Here is a 17,079-nt window from a genome sequence, read left to right as displayed (position 1 = left end):
GCACGCCACCCCCTCCCCCATCACGCGCACCCCATGCACCACGGACAAGGAGGACCCATGTCCCTGATCGGCGAACCACGCGCTGCGGCCGGCCAGCAGGCCCTGGCCGCGCCGACGGCTGCGGTCACCACGAAGCCCCCGAAGCGCACTCGCCGCGGCAGCAGCGGGCTGCGCGGACGCGAGGGGATCGCCGGGTGGTTGTTCGTCAGCCCGATGATCCTCATCCTCGGGCTGTTCCTGGTGATCCCCATCGTGATGGCGCTCTGGGTCAGCCTCACCAACTGGAACGGCTCGGTGGACCCGTTCCACACCGGCCCCGGAGCCGAGTTCGTCGGCGCCAAGAACTACACAGACCTGATCGCCAAGGACGGCCTGACCCGGTCCAACTTCATGCAGTCGATCGGCAACACCTTCTGGTACGTCCTGTTCGTGGTCCCGCTGCAGACGGTGCTCGCCCTCGGGCTGGCGCTGCTGGTCAACAACCGGCTGCTCAAGGCCAGGAGCTTCTTCCGGACCGCGTTCTACTTCCCGTCAGTCACGAGCTCGATCGCGATCTCGACGGTCTTCCTCTTCCTGTTCTCGAGCACGGGCGCGGTCAACTCGCTCCTTGGCGCGCTGGGCCTGGGCCAGCCGAACTGGTTCACCGACGACCGGGGCCTCGTCCGCCTGCTGTTCAACACGGTCGGGGTGGACAACCCCGGCTGGGGACAGCACGAGGTCCTCGGCCGCTCCATCTGGGACTGGGTGTCCGGGCCGTCCGTGGCCCTCACCGTGATCATCATCCTGGTCGTGTGGACCACGTCCGGGACGTTCATGCTGATGTTCATCGCCGCCCTGCAAGACCTGCCGGTCGAGGTCGACGAGGCAGCGGCGCTCGACGGCGCCACGGGCTGGCAGAAGCTCAGGCACGTCACCATCCCCATGATCAAGCCGGCACTGTTCCTGGTGCTCACCCTGGGTCTCATCGGCACCTGGCAGGTGTTCGACCAGATCTACGTCATGGGCGCTGGCGCACCCAACGGCACGACCCTGACGCCGGCCTTCCTGAGCTACCAGCAGAGCTTCAAGAACTTCAAGTACGGCTCGGGTGCCGCGATGGCGTTCGTGGTCTTCGTGATCATCGTCGTCCTCACCTCGCTGCAGCGCCGGGCACTGACCGACAAGGACGAGCGCAGACCCCTCCTCGGGCGACGGAAGAAGGTCGGTCGATGAGCTCCCGCACCAGCCCCGCCAAGCAGGCGCTCCTGTACGCCGCCGTGGTCTTGTTCGCGGTGTTCTTCATCTACCCGTTCTTCATCCAGATCGCGACGTCGTTCAAGTCCGACCCCGACGCGGCAGCCAACCCGTTGTCCCTCATCCCCAACCCGTTCGACCTGCATGCCTGGAAGAACATCTTCGGCCAGGGCGCGGCACACGTCCCCGCGACCACGTGGATCAAGAACTCGGTCCTCATCGCGGTCGTGGTGACGGGCGCCCGCGTCTTCCTCGACAGCTTGGCCGGATATGCCCTGTCACGACTGCAGTTTCGCGGTCGCGGCTTCGTCTTCGCCGCGCTGCTGGCCGTGATGGCGGTTCCGGGCGTGGCCCTGCTCATCCCCAAGTTCCTCATGGTGAACTACCTGGGCATCTACGACACCTACACCGCCATGATCCTGCCCCTCATAGTGGATGGCGCCGGCGTCTTCATCATGAAGCAGTTCTTCGACTCGGTCCCCATCTCGATCGAGGAGGCCGCCCGGATGGATGGCGCCAGCATCTTCCGGACGTTCTGGTCGGTGGTGCTCCCCATGGCGCGTCCGGCCCTGATCACCCTGACCATCCTGTCGTTCCAGGGCTCGTGGAACGAGTTCTCGCACTTCCTCGTGGTCACCCGTGGGACACCGGATCACATGACTCTGGTCACGGGCCTGGCCAGCCTCACGAGCGGCCAGCTCGGGGCCGGGACGCAGTACCCACTGAAATTGGCGGCAGCCCTGCTCACCACCATCCCGGTGGCTATCCTGTTCTTCTCCTTGCAGCGCTACTTCGTGCGTGGCGCGAACGAGGGGGGCGTCAAGGGCTGAGGCCCACGAGTGGAGCCAGTCGCACGGACCCGGACGGGCTCCAATCCCCAGTACCCCGGCTGGGCGCGCGTGCACCCCCGTCCCGCGCGCCCAGTCGGCCTGACTGAACCAGCACGGGTATGCCGGCGTCCCGGCGTCGCGTTCGGCTCACCTCACAGCCGCGGCACGTAGCGCTTTCCCTGCAAGGCGTCGTAGACCAGTCCGGCGCTGCGTCGAGCCGCGAGGAGGCGGACGCCCTCCGCCTCGAGGTCGGCCAGCACCTGCGCCAGACCATCGGTCGTCAGGTGGTCCCCGAGCTCGACCCGCACCTCCCGATAGGCCTGACGCATCGCCACCAGCTGCGCATCGATGTGCCGGGTCGTCACCCAGGCCAGGGCGACGGGCTGACGACGCCACCCGGCATACAGGCGGTATTCGGACGGGCAGAAGTCCAACAGCCACGACACCGCCGGCACCTGCCAGCCAGTCGACTCCGGCGGCGGAACCAGCGGGGGCCAACCCGGCGGCACCGCCGCACTGGGCCCCTTCTGGACCTGCGGACCCGGGCTGAGTCGGCGGCCCGGGTCAGGAGCGCGGCGGGCTGACGTGGGCATCCACGACCGCACATGATTCGAACATGTGTTCGAGTATAGGCGATGGCCGAGGCGAGAGACAGGCATCTCACCGAACAGCGCCGCGGGACGTGCGCCGTTGGCCGCCCTGGCAACGCGGTCCGGCTCAGCCGCGCTCGGCGCGAGGCGGGGCGGCGAACGCACGGTCAGCCTGCGCGCTGACCTCACGGCGCCGCTCGAGCGGGACATCACGCCAGTCGACACCGAGCAGGGCCGCGTCCAACGACCACAACAGCATCGTGTGCCGCGGAGCGCCCGCGTGGACCGCCCTGAGGTAGGCCTCGACGGGACCCAGCCGATCGAGCTCGTCGGGCGTCTCGATGCCCGCCGCGAGCAGCATCGCCTCACTCGCCGGCCCGAGGTTGGGCAGGTCGCGCAGGCGTTGAGGCATCACCTCGCCAGTCTGGAGCGCGACCCCCGGCAGGGGGAAGGGACGGACCGCGACGCGCGCGCGGTCCGTCCGTTCCCGCCGACGTCACGTCAGGGCGACGAGACGCCGACTGGTGATCCGCGAGGCAGTTCCGACGAGGAGCAGCAGCAGGGCAAGCAACAGCAGTGCCCAGCTGTCACCACCAGTCATAGCCAGGGAGGGCGCCGCCTTCGCGGCCGAGAACAGCGAGGGCAGCGCCGACGCGGCCGGAGGGTCTACGGAGGCGGCGCCCCCGCTGTCGCCGGCGCCGGTGGCACCACCGGGCGGGAGCTCACCACCGGTGGAGGTGCCGGGGTCGCCCGGGGCGCCGGGACCCGACCCACCGGGAGTCACCGGGCTCGTGCTGGTGCTCCCGGTCGTGCTGGCGTTACCCAGCACCGACACGGCATTGCCGCTCGCGGATACCGGAGCCGCCGCCGGAGCGGTGACCTGGTTACCACCACCGGTCGCGTCCTGACCCGAGGTCGAGTCACCCGCCGCGGTGCCACCGGAGGAACCGGCCGACGAACCGGCCGGAGCCGACGCCGTCGAGCCCGAGGACGAGGAGTCCCCCAGCACCGACACGGCATTGCCGCTCGCGGATACCGGAGCCGCCGCCGGAGCAGTCACCTGGTTACCACCACCGGTCGCGTCCTGACCCGAGGTCGAGTCACCCGCCGCGGTGCCACCGGATGAACCGGCCGACGAACCGGCCGGAGCCGACGCCGACCCCGAGGACGAGGAGTCCCCCAGCACCGACACGGCATTGCCACTCGCGGATACCGGAGCCGCCGCCGGAGCAGTGACCTGGTTACCACCACCGGTCGCCCCCTGACCCGAGGTCGAGTCACCCGCCGCGGTGCCACCGGACGAACCGGCCGGAGCCGATGCCGTCGAGCCCGAGGACGAGGAGTCCCCCAGCACCGACACGGCATTGCCGCTCGCGGACGCCGGAGCCGCCGCCGGAGCAGTCACCTGGTTGCCACCACCGGTCGCGCTCTGACCCGAGGTCGAGTCACCGGCCGCGGTGCCACCGGACGAACCGGCCCACGAACCGGCCGGAGCCGACGCCGTCGAGCCCGAGGACGAGGAGTCCCCCAGCACCGACACGGCATTGCCACTCGCGGATACCGGAGCCGCCGCCGGAGCGGTGATCTGGTTACCACCACCGGTCGCGCCCTGACCCGACGTGGTGTCAGATCCCGAGCCGGCAGGAGCCGACGTCGCTGACGACGCCGAACCGGAGCTTGCCGAGTCGCCGACCACCGAGATCGAGTTGCCCGTCGGTGTGACGGGGGCGACGACGGACGTTGCCGCTTGGTTGCCACCCAGAGCGCTGTCAGCGCCCGTGGTGCTGTCATCGGCCGAGGCTTGTCCTGCGAAGAACAGGATGCCGCCCCCGACCACGAGGGCTACTTCGAGCCCTCGACGCAGATATGCATGCATGGTCATTCCTTCCTGATCGTGCTGTGTCGCCCGCGAGGCGGGCATGGCTCGTGAGCGCCTGCTGGGAGGCGCCGGAGCAGCATCAATCAGGTCGAGAGCCGGGCTGAGCCGACAGTCCCCGAGGGACCCGCCAGTCGGACGCGCTGGATCCTCTCGGGGTGAACGCAGGAAGAACGATGGCGGAGTCGATCGAGGCAAGCTCCGACGAGGTTCCGCCGCCCGGGTTGGGTGCCGAGCTGGTCGGGGGCATCGGAGACTGCGGTGCGGGGAATGGCCCGGGCGGTCCAGATGGTTCGGGACCGGTGGACAGTGGCGTCGCGCCTATGGCCACGATGGCGGACCGCACTCCCGTGCCTGTCGTCTTCGAGTCGAACGAAGCCAGGGCCAGCCCGCGAGGAACGGTTGCGGGACGGGTGGGAGACGGTCGATTCCCTTGCGTTGCAGGCGAATCCGCAGCCTGGATCGCCACTTCTGGATCCGGGACGTGAAACACAGGTAGCTTCTTGGGCAACGGAGCCTTCGACAGGTCGGGCAGTGGCACGTCCACGAGTGGATCTCGCCCCACGACGGGAACCGTGTCCGACACCGTCACCACAGCGTCGGCGACGACCACCACAGGTGCCTCGAGCGCCGGGACGGCTGCGCCAACGGCTTTCAGCGACTGTGCGGCGGCGTCCACCCTGTCCGAGGTCGTGCTCACCGGCTTCTCCACCGAGGCGATGAGCGCAGCTGCCGAGGCGGGTGCGGGACGCTCAGCAGCGTCGGCCCGCACGGAGGAGAACAGGACCCAGGCGAGGCACAAGAAGGCAGCGCAGACGAACAGCCTCAACAGGCTGCTGATGCGCCCCGTCCCCCGCATGTAGTCGTCCCCAAGCTCCCCGGCTCAAGGTGTCTACCTGATTTCAGTGGATCATGGCTCACCGGGCTCCGCAACCAGGGGCACCCTCGTGACGCCGGAATTGAGGTCAGGAACTGACCGCATCCCGCCCTAGCCTGAACTCATGAGCCAGACAACAGAGACCCTTCCCACCGCCCCCTCGTCGAACGCAGGTTCGGGAGAACGCGCCGACCTGCTGGAGGCGCTGCGCAAGCATCGTGGCTTCCTCCGCTTCGCCGTCAAGGAGCTCACCGACGACCAGGCGCGCACCCGGACGACCGTCAGCGAGCTCACCCTGGGCGGGCTCGTCAAGCACGTCGCCGACGTCGAGGCGCAGTGGGCGACCTTCATGGTCGAGGGCAGCGGCTCGGCGCCGGAGATCGACTGGGCGTCGATCGACTGGGCGAACCCGCCGGCCGAGGTGGCCGCCTTCGCGGACTCCCACCGAATGCTCGACGGTGAGACGCTCGCCGGTGAGCTCGCCCGGTACGAGGAGGTTGCCCGTCACACCGACGAGCTCGTCCTGACGCTCGACCTGGACACGGTCCACGAGCTGCCCAAGGCCCCGTGGTTCGAGCCGGGGGCGACCTGGTCGGTTCGCCGGACCGTGCTGCACATCCTGGCCGAGACGTCGCAGCATGCCGGCCACGCAGACATCATCCGTGAGTCCCTCGACGGCGCTCACGCGGCATACCGAAAACGGTTGCAGCGCAGCGGGACTCAGCTGTTGACGAGCGACCGCAGGACGTACTGCAGGATGCCACCGTTGCGGTAGTAGTCGGCCTCACCGGGGGTGTCGATGCGAACGACCGCGTCGAACTCCACCGGGTCGGCGCCTTCGCGGACGGCGGAGACCTTCACGGTCTTGGGTGTCCGGCCCTCGTTGAGCTCGGTGATGCCCGAGATCGAGATCGTCTCCGTGCCGTCCAGGCCGAGCGAGTCCGCGGACTGCCCCGCCGGGTACTGCAGCGGGATCACGCCCATGCCGATCAGGTTGGAGCGGTGGATGCGCTCGTAGGACTCGGCGATGACAGCGCGCACGCCCAGCAGGCGGGTGCCCTTGGCAGCCCAGTCCCGTGACGAGCCCGAGCCGTACTCCTTCCCCGACAGGATGACCAGCGGCACACCCGCTGCCTGGTAGGCGGCCGAGGCGTCGTAGATCGTCGTCTGCTCGCCCGCCTTCGCGGAGGCAGTGTCGACGAAGGTCTTCGTGAAGCCGCCCTCGACGCCGTCCAGCAGGAGGTTCTTGAGCCGGATGTTGGCGAACGTGCCGCGGATCATCACCTCGTGGTTGCCGCGTCGTGAGCCGTAGGAGTTGAAGTCCTTGCGGTCGACGCCGTGCTCGGCGAGGTAGGTCCCGGCGGGACTGTCGGCCTTGATCGAACCGGCCGGGCTGATGTGGTCGGTCGTGACCGAGTCGCCCAGCTTCGCCAGCACCCGTGCATCCGAGATGTCCGAGACCGGCGTGGTCTCCATGGTCATGCCGTCGAAGTACGGGGGCTTGCGCACGTAGGTCGAGTCGTCGGCCCAGTCGAAGGTCTTGCCCTCGGGCGTCGGCAGCGACGTCCAGCGCTCGTCGCCGGCGAACACGTCGGCGTAGTCGCTGGTGAACATCTCCTTGTTGATGCTCTCGGTGATGGTCCGCTCCACGTCGTCCGGTGTCGGCCACAGGTCCTTGAGGAAGACATCGGTGCCGTCGGTGTCCTGGCCCAGCGGCTCGGCGTCGAAGTCGAAGTCCATCGTCCCGGCGAGGGCGTAGGCGATGACCAGCGGCGGCGACGCGAGATAGTTCATCTTCACGTCCGGGTTGATCCGGCCCTCGAAGTTGCGGTTGCCCGAGAGCACCGAGACCACGGCCAGGTCGTTCTCGTTGATGGCCGCGGAGATCTCGTCCGAGAGGGGCCCGGAGTTTCCGATGCAGGTGGTGCAGCCGTAGCCGACGAGGTGGAAGCCGAGCTTCTCGAGGTAGGGCCACATGCCGGCCTTCTCGTAGTAGTCCGAGACGACCTTGGAGCCCGGTGCCATCGACGTCTTGACCCACGGCGCCACGGTCAGCCCGCGGTCCACGGCGTTCTTGGCGAGCATTGCCGCAGCCATCATGACCGACGGGTTGGAGGTGTTGGTGCAGCTCGTGATCGAGGCGATCGAGACGATGCCGTGGTCGATCTCGAACGTGGCTCCCTCTGCCGAGGTGACGCTCACCCTCTTGGTGGGTCGACCCGCGCCGTCACCTTCGTAGGCCGGCTTGTCGCCACCGTTGGTGCCGTCGGTGCTGCCCTGCGGCGAGGGGTCGCTCGCGGGGAAGCTGGTGGCCGCACCGGCGTCGCCCTCGTGGTGCGCGACGTAGGTGGGAAGCACCTTGCGGAAGGCGTCCTTGGCGTCGGTGAGCGCGATGCGGTCCTGCGGGCGCTTCGGGCCGGCGATCGAGGGGACCACCGTCGAGAGGTCGAGCTCGAGCCGCTCGGAGTAGCGCGCCTCGGGCTGGTCGGGCCCGGCGTGCAGCCACATGCCCTGCTCCTTGGCGTAGGCCTCCACGAGCGCCACCGACTCGTCGGAACGGCCGGTGAGGCGCAGGTACTCCAGGGTCACGTCGTCGATCGGGAAGATCGCACACGTCGAGCCGAACTCGGGGCTCATGTTGCCGATCGTGGCGCGGTTGGCCAGTGGCACGGCCGAAACGCCTTCGCCGTAGAACTCGACGAACTTGCCGACGACGCCGTGCGCGCGCAGCTGCTCGGTGATGGTCAGGACCACGTCGGTCGCGGTCGCACCGGCGGGGATGGACCCGGACAGCTTGAAGCCGACGACGCGCGGGATGAGCATCGAGACGGGCTGGCCGAGCATGGCCGCCTCGGCCTCGATCCCACCGACGCCCCAGCCGAGCACCCCGAGCCCGTTGACCATGGTGGTGTGCGAGTCGGTGCCGACGCAGGTGTCGGGGTAGGCCACACCGTCGCGGACCATCACCGTGCGCGCGAGGTGCTCGATGTTGACCTGGTGGACGATGCCGGTGCCGGGCGGCACGACCTTGAAGTCCTCGAACGCCGTCTGGCCCCAGCGCAGGAACTGGTACCGCTCGCCGTTGCGCTGGTACTCGATCTCCACGTTGCGCTCGAAGGCGTCGGCGCGGCCGAAGACGTCGATGATGACCGAGTGGTCGATGACCATCTCGGCCGGGCTCAGGGGGTTGATCTTGGCCGGGTCGCCGCCGAGGTCGGCCACTGCCTCGCGCATGGTGGCCAGGTCGACGATGCAGGGCACCCCCGTGAAGTCCTGCATGAGGACGCGGGCGGGGGTGAACTGGATCTCGGTGTCGGGTTCGGCGCTCTCGTCCCAGGCGCCGAGGGCCCGGATGTGGTCCGCGGTGATGTTGGCACCGTCCTCGGTGCGCAGGAGGTTCTCCAGCAGCACCTTCAGGCTGTACGGGAGGGTCTCGCTGCCCTCGACCGCGCTCAGTCGGTAGACCTCGTAGGAGTTGTCACCGACCTTCAGCTCACCGTGGGCGTTGAAGCTGTTCGTGCTGGCCACTGCCTGCTCCTTCGATGCTCTGGGATCGTTGCTGTGAGGCTGCACCAGGTCGTGCTCGATGCGCACCCGATTTATCTTGACGTCAAGATATCACGTCGGTCAGGCCTGTGCCTGATCCTGCTCCACGGGCGAGCGCAGCGAAAGTGCAAGCCCGTGCCGGCCGGCTTCCCGGCATCACGCACCGGTCCTCTCGAACAGGGCGATGCACTCGACGTGGTGGGTCATCGGGAAGGCGTCGAAGGCCCGGAGCCCGCCCAGCCGGTACCCCTCCTCCGCGAGGAATGCCGTGTCCCGCGCCAGCGCCGAGGGGTCGCAGGCGACGTAGGCGATCGCCCGGGGCCCCAGAGCCGCCACCTGGGCGGCGACGGCGCGGCCGGCTCCGGTGCGTGGCGGGTCGAGCACGACGAGGTCTGCGCGCAGAGGCAGCAAGGGGTGCCGCCGCAGCTTGCGCGAACGCTGTGCGCGGTTGCGCGCGGGGCCCGACCGGTGCGCCCGTGGCACACCGAACGCGTCGTCCACTCGCGCCCGCACCACGACCACCGACGGGTATGCCGCGAGGTTGCCCGCCGCCGAGGCCACGGCTTCGGTGTCGGACTCCACGGCGACGACCTTGCCCGACTCCCCCACGCGCTCGGCCAGGGCCGCCGCGAAGAGTCCCACCCCGGCATACAGGTCGAGTGCGGTCTCACCCGGCTGGGGGGCGAGCATGTCGGTCACGGTGTCGACGAAAGTCGCTGCCGCCCCTGGGTGGACCTGCCAGAAACCGCGAGCCGACACCTCGAAGCTGCCCGAGAAGCTTTGTGCTGCAACGCGCTCCGTGACGACTGGAGCATCCGCCTCACCGGAGGGGACGGGGACGACGACGGCCTCGCCCTCGGACGGTGCCGCGACGTCGACGGCCACCTCGCCGGACCAGTCCTTGGCCAGCACGCCGGTCGCCAGGACGCGGGGGTCCGCGATGAGGCAGGACTCGACGGGAATGACATCGTGGGAACGGCTACCCCTCAGCCCGGCCCGACCGGCGTCGTCGACGGCGAACTCCACCCGGGTGCGCCACCCGAGTCCGGCATCGTCGCCCGGCAGCGGATCGACGGCCACGTCGACGTCTCGCTTGGCGAGCCGGGAAAACTGCTCTCGGACGACAGCGGTCTTGAGCTCGCGCTGGTAGGAAAGCTCTGCGTGCTGGAAGTCGCAGCCGCCGCACAGTCCCGGCGCGGCATACCGACAGGGCGGGACGACCCGGTGCGGGCTGGCCTCGAGCACCTCGACGCAGTCGGCCCGCACGAAGCGCTGACCCTCGCGCGCCTCGGTGACCTGCGCGTGGACGCGCTCCCCCGGCAACGCGTGACGGACGAACACGACCCGGCCCTCGTGCCTGGCCACGCAGAAGCCGCCATGGGCAACAGGGCCGATGTCGAGCACCACGACGTCGCCGACGGCGAGGGCAGCTGGTGTGGTCGGAGGAGCGCTCACTGGCCGAGTCGGACCGAGCCCGCGGTCGGGCCGTCGAACCGCTCCTCCGCCCCCTGGGAGGAGGCCAGCTGCCACGGGACGCTGGCCACCATGACACCGGGTGTGAAGAGCAGCCGGCCCTTGAGCCGCAGGGCGCTCTGGTTGTGCAGCACCTGCTCGTACCACTTGCCCAGGACGTACTCCGGGATGTAGACGACGACCACGTCCCGCGGATGGCCGGACCGCAGGGACTTGACGTACTCGACGACAGGACGGGTGATCTCGCGATAGGGCGAGTCCAGTGCCTTGAGTGGCACAGGGATGTCGCGGCGGTCCCACTCCTCCTGCAGCGCCTTGGTCTCATCCGGCTCCACGTTGACCGTGATGGCCTCGAGCTTGGACGGCCTGGTGGCGCGGGCGTAGGCGAGCGCGCGCAGGGTGGGCTTGTGGATCTTGGAGACGAGGACGATCGCGTGCACGCGGCTCGGCAGCAGCTGGGCGTCGAGGTCGTCCTCGCTGAGGCGAAGCTCGTCGCGAACCCGCTCGTAGTGCTTGCGGATGCGCAGCATGATGAAGAAGATCACGATCATCGCGGCGATGGCGTAGCCCGCGCCGTGGACGAACTTGGTGAGCAGCACCACGACGAGGACCACCCCGGACATCGTGGCGCCGATCGCGTTGATCACCCTGCTCCGCATCATCTTGCGCCGCTCCGCGCCGTCGCGCTCCAGCCGCAGGTGCCGGTTCCAGTGCCGGATCATGCCCGTCTGGCTGAGGGTGAACGACACGAAGACACCGACGATGTAGAGCTGGATGAGCTTGGTGACCTCGGCGTGGTAGATGACGATGAGCAGCGCGGCGGCACCAGCCAGGATGAGGATGCCGTTGGAGAAGGCCAGCCGGTCGCCGCGGGTGTGCAGCTGGCGGGGCAGGTAGCCGTCCTTGGCGAGGATCGAGCCCAGCACCGGGAAGCCGTTGAAGGCCGTGTTGGCGGCCAGGATGAGGATCAGCCCCGCGACGATCGAGACGATGATCACGCCGGGGTGGAAGCCGGAGAACACCGCCTTGGACACCTGCCCCATGATCGTGTCCTGGACGTAGTCGGCGGGGACTGGCCGACCGTCCGGCTTCAGCAGCTGCGTGTGGGGGTCCTCGGCGAACTTGATGCCGGTCCACTTCGCCAGGACGAGCATCGACATCAACATGGTGATCGAGACCAGCCCCATCAGCAGCAGCGTGGTCGCGGCGTTCCGGGACTTGGGCTTCTTGAAGGCCGGAACGCCGTTGGAGATCGCCTCGACACCCGTGAGCGCCGCACAGCCCGAGGAGAAGGCCCTCAGGAGCAGGAACATCATGGCGAAGCTGCCCAGCGACGCGAAGCCCTTCTCCGGGGCGAGGGTCAGGCTGGCGCTCTCGGCCTGGGGCAGCGTCCCGCCGACCTCCCGGACCAGCCCGACGACGCCCATTCCGAGGACGCTCGCCATGAAGGCGTAGACGGGGATGGCGAACGCCTTGCCCGACTCGCGAACCCCACGCAGGTTCATGGCCGTCAGCAACGCGACCAGACCGACCGCCACGATCACCTCGTGGCCGCGGATGAACGGCAGCGCGGCCGCGGCGTTCTGGACGCCCGAGGAGATCGACACCGCCACCGTCAGCACGTAGTCGACCAGCAGCGCCGCGGCCACGGTCAGACCAGCCTTCGGCCCGAGGTTGGTGGTGGCCACCTCGTAGTCGCCACCACCCGAGGGGTAGGCGTGGACGTTCTGTCGGTAGGACGCGACCACGACCAGCATGACGCCGACCACGCACAGCCCGATCTGCCACGAGTGGGTCAGGGCGAGGAAGCCGCCTGCGAGTCCCAGGGTCAGGAAGATCTCGTCCGGCGCATAGGCGACCGACGACAGCGCGTCGCTCGCGAAGATCGGGAGGGCGAGCCTCTTGGGGAGCAGCGTCTCGCCCAGACGGTCACTGCGCATCGCGCGTCCGACGAGCACGCGCTTGACGACACGTCCAGAGGTGGGCACGGCCAACACTCTAGGGCGCGCCATCCACGGCTGCGCGGCGCCCTGCGGACGCCGGAGGCCGCGGTGTAGCGTCGGCGTCGTGCACTTCGTCATCATGGGCTGCGGCCGAGTGGGCTCCTCCCTCGCGCTCAGCCTCGAGAGCCAGGGCCACGACGTCGCGATCATCGACCAGGAGGAGTCGGCCTTTCGTCGGCTGGGGTCCGCCTTCGAGGGTCGCAGGGTCACCGGCGTGGGGTTCGACCGGGACACCCTCCACGAAGCCGGGATCGCTGACGCCTACGCGTTCGCGGCTGTCTCGAGTGGTGACAACTCCAACATCCTCGCGGCCCGCGTGGCCCGCGAGACCTTCGGTGTCGAGCACGTGGTTGCGCGCATCTACGACCCCGGTCGCGCCGAGGTCTACCAGCGGCTCGGCATACCCACCGTGGCCACGGTGAAGTGGACGGCCGACCAGATGCTGCGCCGGCTGCTTCCCCAGGGACACGTCCCCGAGCTCGTCGACCCCTCCGGCAACGTCGTCATCGCAGAGGTGACGGTCAACCCCGCCTGGGTGGGCCACCGCATCAGTGAGCTCGAGGAGGCCACCGGCAGCCGAGCGGCCTACCTGACGCGGCTGGGTGCCGCGATCCTGCCGGGGACCGACAGCGTCTTCCAGGAGGGAGACCTGCTCCACCTCGCGAGCCTCGCGAGCGAGCTCGCCTCCGTCGAGCGCACCCTTGACTCACCGCCTCTTGTGACCGAGCACTGAGCCAGACCGAGCCGTAAGGAAGAAGCATGCGCGTCGTCATCGCCGGGGCAGGCAGCGTGGGCCGCTCGATCGCCCGCGAGCTCCTCCACAACGGCCACCAGGTGCTCCTCATGGACCGGGAGCGCAAGGACGTCCAGGCAAGCAAGATCCCGGATGCCAACTGGCTCCTCGCCGACGCCTGTGAGATCACGGCCCTGCACGAGGCCGGCCTGGCCGAGTGCGACGTGGTCGTCGCGGCGACCGGTGACGACAAGGTCAACCTCGTGGTCTCCTTGCTGGCCAAGACCGAGTTCGGCGTGCCGCGTACGGTCGCCCGCGTCAACAACCCCAAGAACGAGTGGATGTTCGACGAGGCCTGGGGGGTCGACGTCGCGGTGTCCACCCCACGCCTCATGACCGCGCTCGTCGAGGAGGCCGTCAGTGTCGGTGACCTCGTCCGCATCTTCCAGTTCCAGCAGGGCAAGGCCACGATGGTCGAGCTGACCCTGCCCCCCGAGAGCCCATATGCGGGCAAGCGCGTCGGTGACGTGGCGTTCCCGGGAGAGACCGTGCTGGTCGGGATCATCCGCGAGGACCATCCCATCGCCCCCAGCAGGGACGACTCGCTCGAGCCGCACGACGAGCTGCTGTTCATCTCGACGCCCGAGTTCGAGGACGAGCTCGAGGCGATGCTCAGCCCGGGTCAGAGGGTCCCGCGCGGCGAGGAGTGAGCGGCGAGGAGTGACCTGAGCCCTCGCGCTCGGTCGCCTGGGTGCTCGGCCGGCTCAGGCTCGCAGCTCTGACTCGTCCGACGCGACGGGCTCCTGCGTCTCGGAGTCGTCCATCGTCCCGTCGTCGAGCTCTGGCGGCGTGTGTCCCTTGACCAGCAACAGGCCCATCACGCCGACGCCTGCCAGCCACAGGGGCCACCCGAGGACGACCTTCGCGACGCCCAGGAGGGCCACCTGCTCCGCCAGGTAGAGCGGCACCATGATGAGCAACCGCAGGACGAACAGGCCGACCAGGACCAGGGTCAGCCGCTGACAGACCCGGACCAGCCCGCGGTCGCGGTGCCAGCCGACGGGGTCGTCGGCCATCCGCGGGTCACCGGCGCCGACCATGAAGCCGACCAGCGGCCACCGGACCGCGACGGACACGGTCGCCACCGCGAGCATCACGGCATTCCAGATGATGCCGGGCAGGAAGGCATCCTGGGCGCGACCGCTGCGCAGGGCGAAGAAGGCCGCGATGGCCGTGGGGAACACGGCCGAGAGGACGTACTGGAGGCTCTGCCGCTGCACGATCCGCACCACGGCAAGGACCACTGTCACCACCACCGAGGCGACGATGGCCGTCGTCAGGTCCTGGCGCCACACCCACAGGACGACGAAGGCCACGGTGGGCAGGGCCGTCTCCACGGAGCCGCGCCAACCACCCAGGGCGGTCGACAGGCGATGGCGGATGAGCTCCTCGACGGTGGCGCCGGAGCTCAGTTCAGTGGGCACGCAGCGGGACGATCTCGTAGGAGGGGTTGAAGATCGTGGGGATGCCGCGGCTGTAGGTCACTCGTCCGTGGGCGCGCAGGTAAGTGCCCGGCTGGATGCCACCGATGGTCCGCCGCCCCAGCCAGATGAGGTTGATGGTGCGGCTGCCGTCGTAGAGGTCGATCACCAGCGCAGGGACGTTGACGCGGGGGCGCAGGGTCACCGCACGTACCGTGCCCGACACGGTCGCCTCCTGGCGGTCCAACAGGTCGGACATGGGGGTGCAGCCCATCCGGGCGGCATCCTCCTTGAGCTCGTCGGCCTCGATCTGGGTGACCGACTTGGTGAGCCGCTCCCCGAGCCGGGACAACGCCGACTTGCGGCCGTGCGCAGGATGCTGGGCGACGGTGCTGGGCTGCTTGGTGGCCATGATGTGTCCTACCTGACCTCGGTGATCTCGGGACCCCGTTCGAAGGGCTTGAGGTCGTCGACGTGTCCGGATGCCCGCTGCGCGTCGGCACTGTCGACGTCGGCCGGCGAACCACCGGCCTGGGCACCGTCGACCTCAGGCACCTCGATCTGCTCAGGAAGCTTGAGCAACAGCATCTCGCGGGGCGCCATCGCGGCGTCGCCACGGACGACGACGGTGCTCCGCACGACCTCCAGCAGGGGCGCCGCCGCCTCGTCCTCGATGGCGGCACGGCCGGAGAAGACCGCCCGCAGGAACCATCGGGGTCCATCCACCCCGGCGAAACGGGCGGGGGCGAAGACGGTGCGCCCGTCAGGCCCGGCAGAGGGCATTCTCGTGCGCAGCTCCGTGCCGAACGGACCGCGGGCCTCGTCTGCGGTGCCGCCCTGGGCCAGGATCGACTCGGCGATCTCGGCGCGGATGTCGTCCCAGATGCCCAACGTCTTGGGCGCGGCGAAGGCCTGGATCTGGACCGCGGAGTCACCGATGACGGCAGTGGCGCCGACCACCTGGTTGGCAGCCTCGTCGACCTCCAGCCGCAGTTCCATGCCCGGGACCCCCTGGATGCGCAGGGCACCGAGGTCCAGCCGTCCGTCGCCGTCGACGTCGACCTCCGTGGAGTCGAACGGCCCCTGGGCCCCGGGCCGCTCGACCGTGTCGACGGAGTCGTCAACGGTCGCGTCGACCGGTTCCTCCACCGTCTCGTCGACGGGCTGGTCAAGGTCCTCCACGTCAGCCGCGTCGGTGTTCTTGCCTCGTCGGAAAATGCCCACTGGTGTGTCAGTCCTTCGTTGTCTGGGTGTGGTCGCCGAAGCCGCCACTGGCACCGTGTCCAGTGTCGCCCCGTGAGGTGGCTTCGAGCGAATCAACCTCGAGGAACTCCACCCGCGCGACCTGCTGGACCACCAGCTGGGCGATGCGGTCGCCACGACGGACCGTGAAGGCGTCACGCGGGTCGAGGTTGATCAGGTTGACGAGAATCTCGCCCCGGTAGCCCGCATCGACCGTGCCCGGGGCGTTCACGATGCTGATCCCGTGCTTGGCCGCCAGGCCGGAGCGGGGGTGGACGAGGCCGACCCAGCCGTCCGGGATCGCCAGTGCCACCCCGGTGGGGACCAGGCTGCGCTCCCCCGGCTCGAGGGTGAGGTCGGCGGCGGCGCACAGGTCCGCTCCTGCATCGCCGGGGTGGGCGTAGGACGGAAGTGGGAGCCCGGCGTCGAGGCGGCGCACGCCGACCGGGACCGTCGACGGGGGAACGAGAGAAGGGCCAGTCACGTGGACTGACCCTATCTCGGCACCGATCGCCCCCGTGTCACGGATCGTGTCACCCGGGGGGCGGCTCACGGTGTCACCGCTCACCTACGCGGCGCACTCCCGGCACACCATCTGGCCGCCGGACTCGGAAGCGAGCTGGCTGCGGTGGTGCACGAGGAAGCACCGTGAGCAGGTGAACTCGTCGTACTGGCGCGGAATGACCCGCACCGAGAGCTCTTCACCGGACAGGTCCGCACCAGGCAGCTCGAAGCCCTCGGCCTGCTCGGTCTCGTCGACGTCCACGCTGGACGCGCTCTTGTCGACGCGGCGGGACTTCAACTCCTCGATCGAGTCCTCGGACAGCTCGTCGTCGGTCTTGCGCGGCGCGTCGTAGTCAGTCGCCATGGTCGCTGTCGCTCTCCCTGTTGTGTCGGTGATCTGTGTCTCGCCGTGCATCGGAAAGACGAGTCGCCGGTGTTAACGCTGGTGCCTGCGGTTTTGTGCCCACCGCAGGCGGGGATTGTGCCCTATCCGGGGCGCCACGTCACCATCGGGTCCAGATTCGGCCCTCCAGTGCCTCTCGCGACCCCTGCGGGACGTGCCAAGCCGCGGCCAAGCGCAGGTCTGGGTTCACCCAAGATTCACCTAGATCGGGCAGCCCCAACTCCCACGAATGCCGGGTGTACCCGTAGAGTCCTCACCTCCGGCCCGGCCGACCCGACTCGTGAAATG

Annotated in this window: 17 protein-coding genes; 6 read left to right on the top strand and 11 right to left on the bottom strand. The window is 69.2% G+C overall.

Annotated elements, in window-relative coordinates; translation table 11 throughout:
- Nucleotides 1-57 precede the first annotated feature (57 nt).
- Together AC1DS4_RS13440 and AC1DS4_RS13435 are read left to right on the top strand one after the other, a co-directional pair.
- Complete coding sequence (locus tag AC1DS4_RS13440) at nt 58-1,212, top strand: carbohydrate ABC transporter permease (protein ID WP_477632271.1); 1,155 nt, start codon at nt 58-60, stop codon at nt 1,210-1,212.
- A complete protein-coding gene (locus AC1DS4_RS13435; RefSeq protein WP_477613143.1) occupies nt 1,209-2,063 on the top strand; it encodes a carbohydrate ABC transporter permease in 855 nt (284 codons plus the stop codon). The genes AC1DS4_RS13440 and AC1DS4_RS13435 overlap by 4 nt, the downstream gene beginning before the upstream one ends.
- 152 nt (nt 2,064-2,215) lie before the next feature.
- Here the strand turns inward: AC1DS4_RS13435 and AC1DS4_RS13430 are convergent, their stop codons facing one another.
- The 3 genes from AC1DS4_RS13430 to AC1DS4_RS13420 form a co-directional block, all read right to left on the bottom strand.
- A complete protein-coding gene (locus AC1DS4_RS13430; protein ID WP_477613144.1) occupies nt 2,216-2,509 on the bottom strand; it encodes a hypothetical protein in 294 nt (97 codons plus the stop codon).
- A gap of 271 nt (nt 2,510-2,780) precedes the next feature.
- Nucleotides 2,781-3,065: a TfoX/Sxy family protein gene (locus AC1DS4_RS13425; protein ID WP_477613430.1), complete on the bottom strand. Its 285-nt coding sequence runs from the start codon at nt 3,063-3,065 to the stop codon at nt 2,781-2,783.
- Nucleotides 3,066-3,149: 84 nt separating this feature from the next.
- A complete protein-coding gene (locus AC1DS4_RS13420; protein ID WP_477632272.1) occupies nt 3,150-4,529 on the bottom strand; it encodes a hypothetical protein in 1,380 nt (459 codons plus the stop codon).
- Between the two features lie 575 nt (nt 4,530-5,104).
- Here AC1DS4_RS13420 and AC1DS4_RS13415 point away from each other — a divergent pair.
- Both AC1DS4_RS13415 and AC1DS4_RS13410 read left to right on the top strand, forming a co-directional pair.
- Entirely contained in the window at nt 5,105-5,392 is a 288-nt protein-coding gene (locus AC1DS4_RS13415) for a hypothetical protein (protein WP_477613146.1), read from the top strand.
- A gap of 138 nt (nt 5,393-5,530) precedes the next feature.
- A complete protein-coding gene (locus tag AC1DS4_RS13410; RefSeq protein ID WP_477646051.1) occupies nt 5,531-6,181 on the top strand; it encodes a DinB family protein in 651 nt (216 codons plus the stop codon).
- On the opposite strand, the gene acnA is transcribed toward AC1DS4_RS13410, so the two are convergent.
- The 3 genes from acnA to AC1DS4_RS13395 form a co-directional block, all read right to left on the bottom strand.
- The gene (acnA, locus tag AC1DS4_RS13405) at nt 6,127-8,934 is read right to left on the bottom strand and encodes an aconitate hydratase AcnA (RefSeq protein WP_477623659.1); all 2,808 of its coding nucleotides are present in this window, start codon (nt 8,932-8,934) and stop codon (nt 6,127-6,129) included. The genes AC1DS4_RS13410 and acnA overlap by 55 nt on opposite strands.
- A gap of 174 nt (nt 8,935-9,108) precedes the next feature.
- Nucleotides 9,109-10,407, bottom strand: coding sequence for a class I SAM-dependent RNA methyltransferase (locus AC1DS4_RS13400; RefSeq protein WP_477623658.1), 1,299 nt, complete (start codon nt 10,405-10,407; stop codon nt 9,109-9,111).
- The gene (locus tag AC1DS4_RS13395; RefSeq protein WP_477613150.1) at nt 10,404-12,437 is read right to left on the bottom strand and encodes an APC family permease; all 2,034 of its coding nucleotides are present in this window, start codon (nt 12,435-12,437) and stop codon (nt 10,404-10,406) included. The genes AC1DS4_RS13400 and AC1DS4_RS13395 overlap by 4 nt, the downstream gene beginning before the upstream one ends.
- Before the next feature lie 55 nt (nt 12,438-12,492).
- Between AC1DS4_RS13395 and AC1DS4_RS13390 the strand changes: the two genes are divergently transcribed.
- Together AC1DS4_RS13390 and AC1DS4_RS13385 are read left to right on the top strand one after the other, a co-directional pair.
- On the top strand, nt 12,493-13,161 hold the full coding sequence (locus tag AC1DS4_RS13390) for a potassium channel family protein (protein ID WP_477613151.1): 669 nt from the start codon (nt 12,493-12,495) through the stop codon (nt 13,159-13,161).
- A gap of 26 nt (nt 13,162-13,187) precedes the next feature.
- A complete protein-coding gene (locus AC1DS4_RS13385) occupies nt 13,188-13,871 on the top strand; it encodes a potassium channel family protein (protein ID WP_477613152.1) in 684 nt (227 codons plus the stop codon).
- A gap of 54 nt (nt 13,872-13,925) precedes the next feature.
- On the opposite strand, the gene AC1DS4_RS13380 is transcribed toward AC1DS4_RS13385, so the two are convergent.
- The 5 genes from AC1DS4_RS13380 to AC1DS4_RS13360 all read right to left on the bottom strand — a co-directional run bounded on the left by AC1DS4_RS13380 (nt 13,926) and on the right by AC1DS4_RS13360 (nt 16,752).
- The gene (locus tag AC1DS4_RS13380; RefSeq protein WP_477613153.1) at nt 13,926-14,645 is read right to left on the bottom strand and encodes a DUF3159 domain-containing protein; all 720 of its coding nucleotides are present in this window, start codon (nt 14,643-14,645) and stop codon (nt 13,926-13,928) included.
- Nucleotides 14,635-15,054: an OB-fold nucleic acid binding domain-containing protein gene (locus AC1DS4_RS13375; protein ID WP_477613154.1), complete on the bottom strand. Its 420-nt coding sequence runs from the start codon at nt 15,052-15,054 to the stop codon at nt 14,635-14,637. Before AC1DS4_RS13375 ends, AC1DS4_RS13380 begins: the two co-directional genes overlap by 11 nt.
- 8 nt (nt 15,055-15,062) lie before the next feature.
- Nucleotides 15,063-15,866: a DUF3710 domain-containing protein gene (locus AC1DS4_RS13370; protein WP_477623657.1), complete on the bottom strand. Its 804-nt coding sequence runs from the start codon at nt 15,864-15,866 to the stop codon at nt 15,063-15,065.
- Between the two features lie 7 nt (nt 15,867-15,873).
- Nucleotides 15,874-16,368 carry a dUTP diphosphatase gene (gene dut, locus AC1DS4_RS13365; RefSeq protein ID WP_477613156.1) on the bottom strand — a complete coding sequence of 165 codons (495 nt, stop codon included), beginning with the start codon at nt 16,366-16,368 and terminating at the stop codon, nt 15,874-15,876.
- 84 nt (nt 16,369-16,452) lie between these two features.
- Nucleotides 16,453-16,752 (bottom strand): DUF4193 domain-containing protein, encoded by a 300-nt coding sequence (locus AC1DS4_RS13360; RefSeq protein WP_056920802.1) that lies wholly within the window; start codon nt 16,750-16,752, stop codon nt 16,453-16,455.
- Between the last annotated feature and the right edge of the window lie 327 nt (nt 16,753-17,079).

It is taken from the genome of Pedococcus sp. P3_C7, assembly GCF_056402615.1.
Note: the sequence above shows the minus strand (reverse complement) of the source record. Positions and strands in the feature narration are given on the sequence as shown.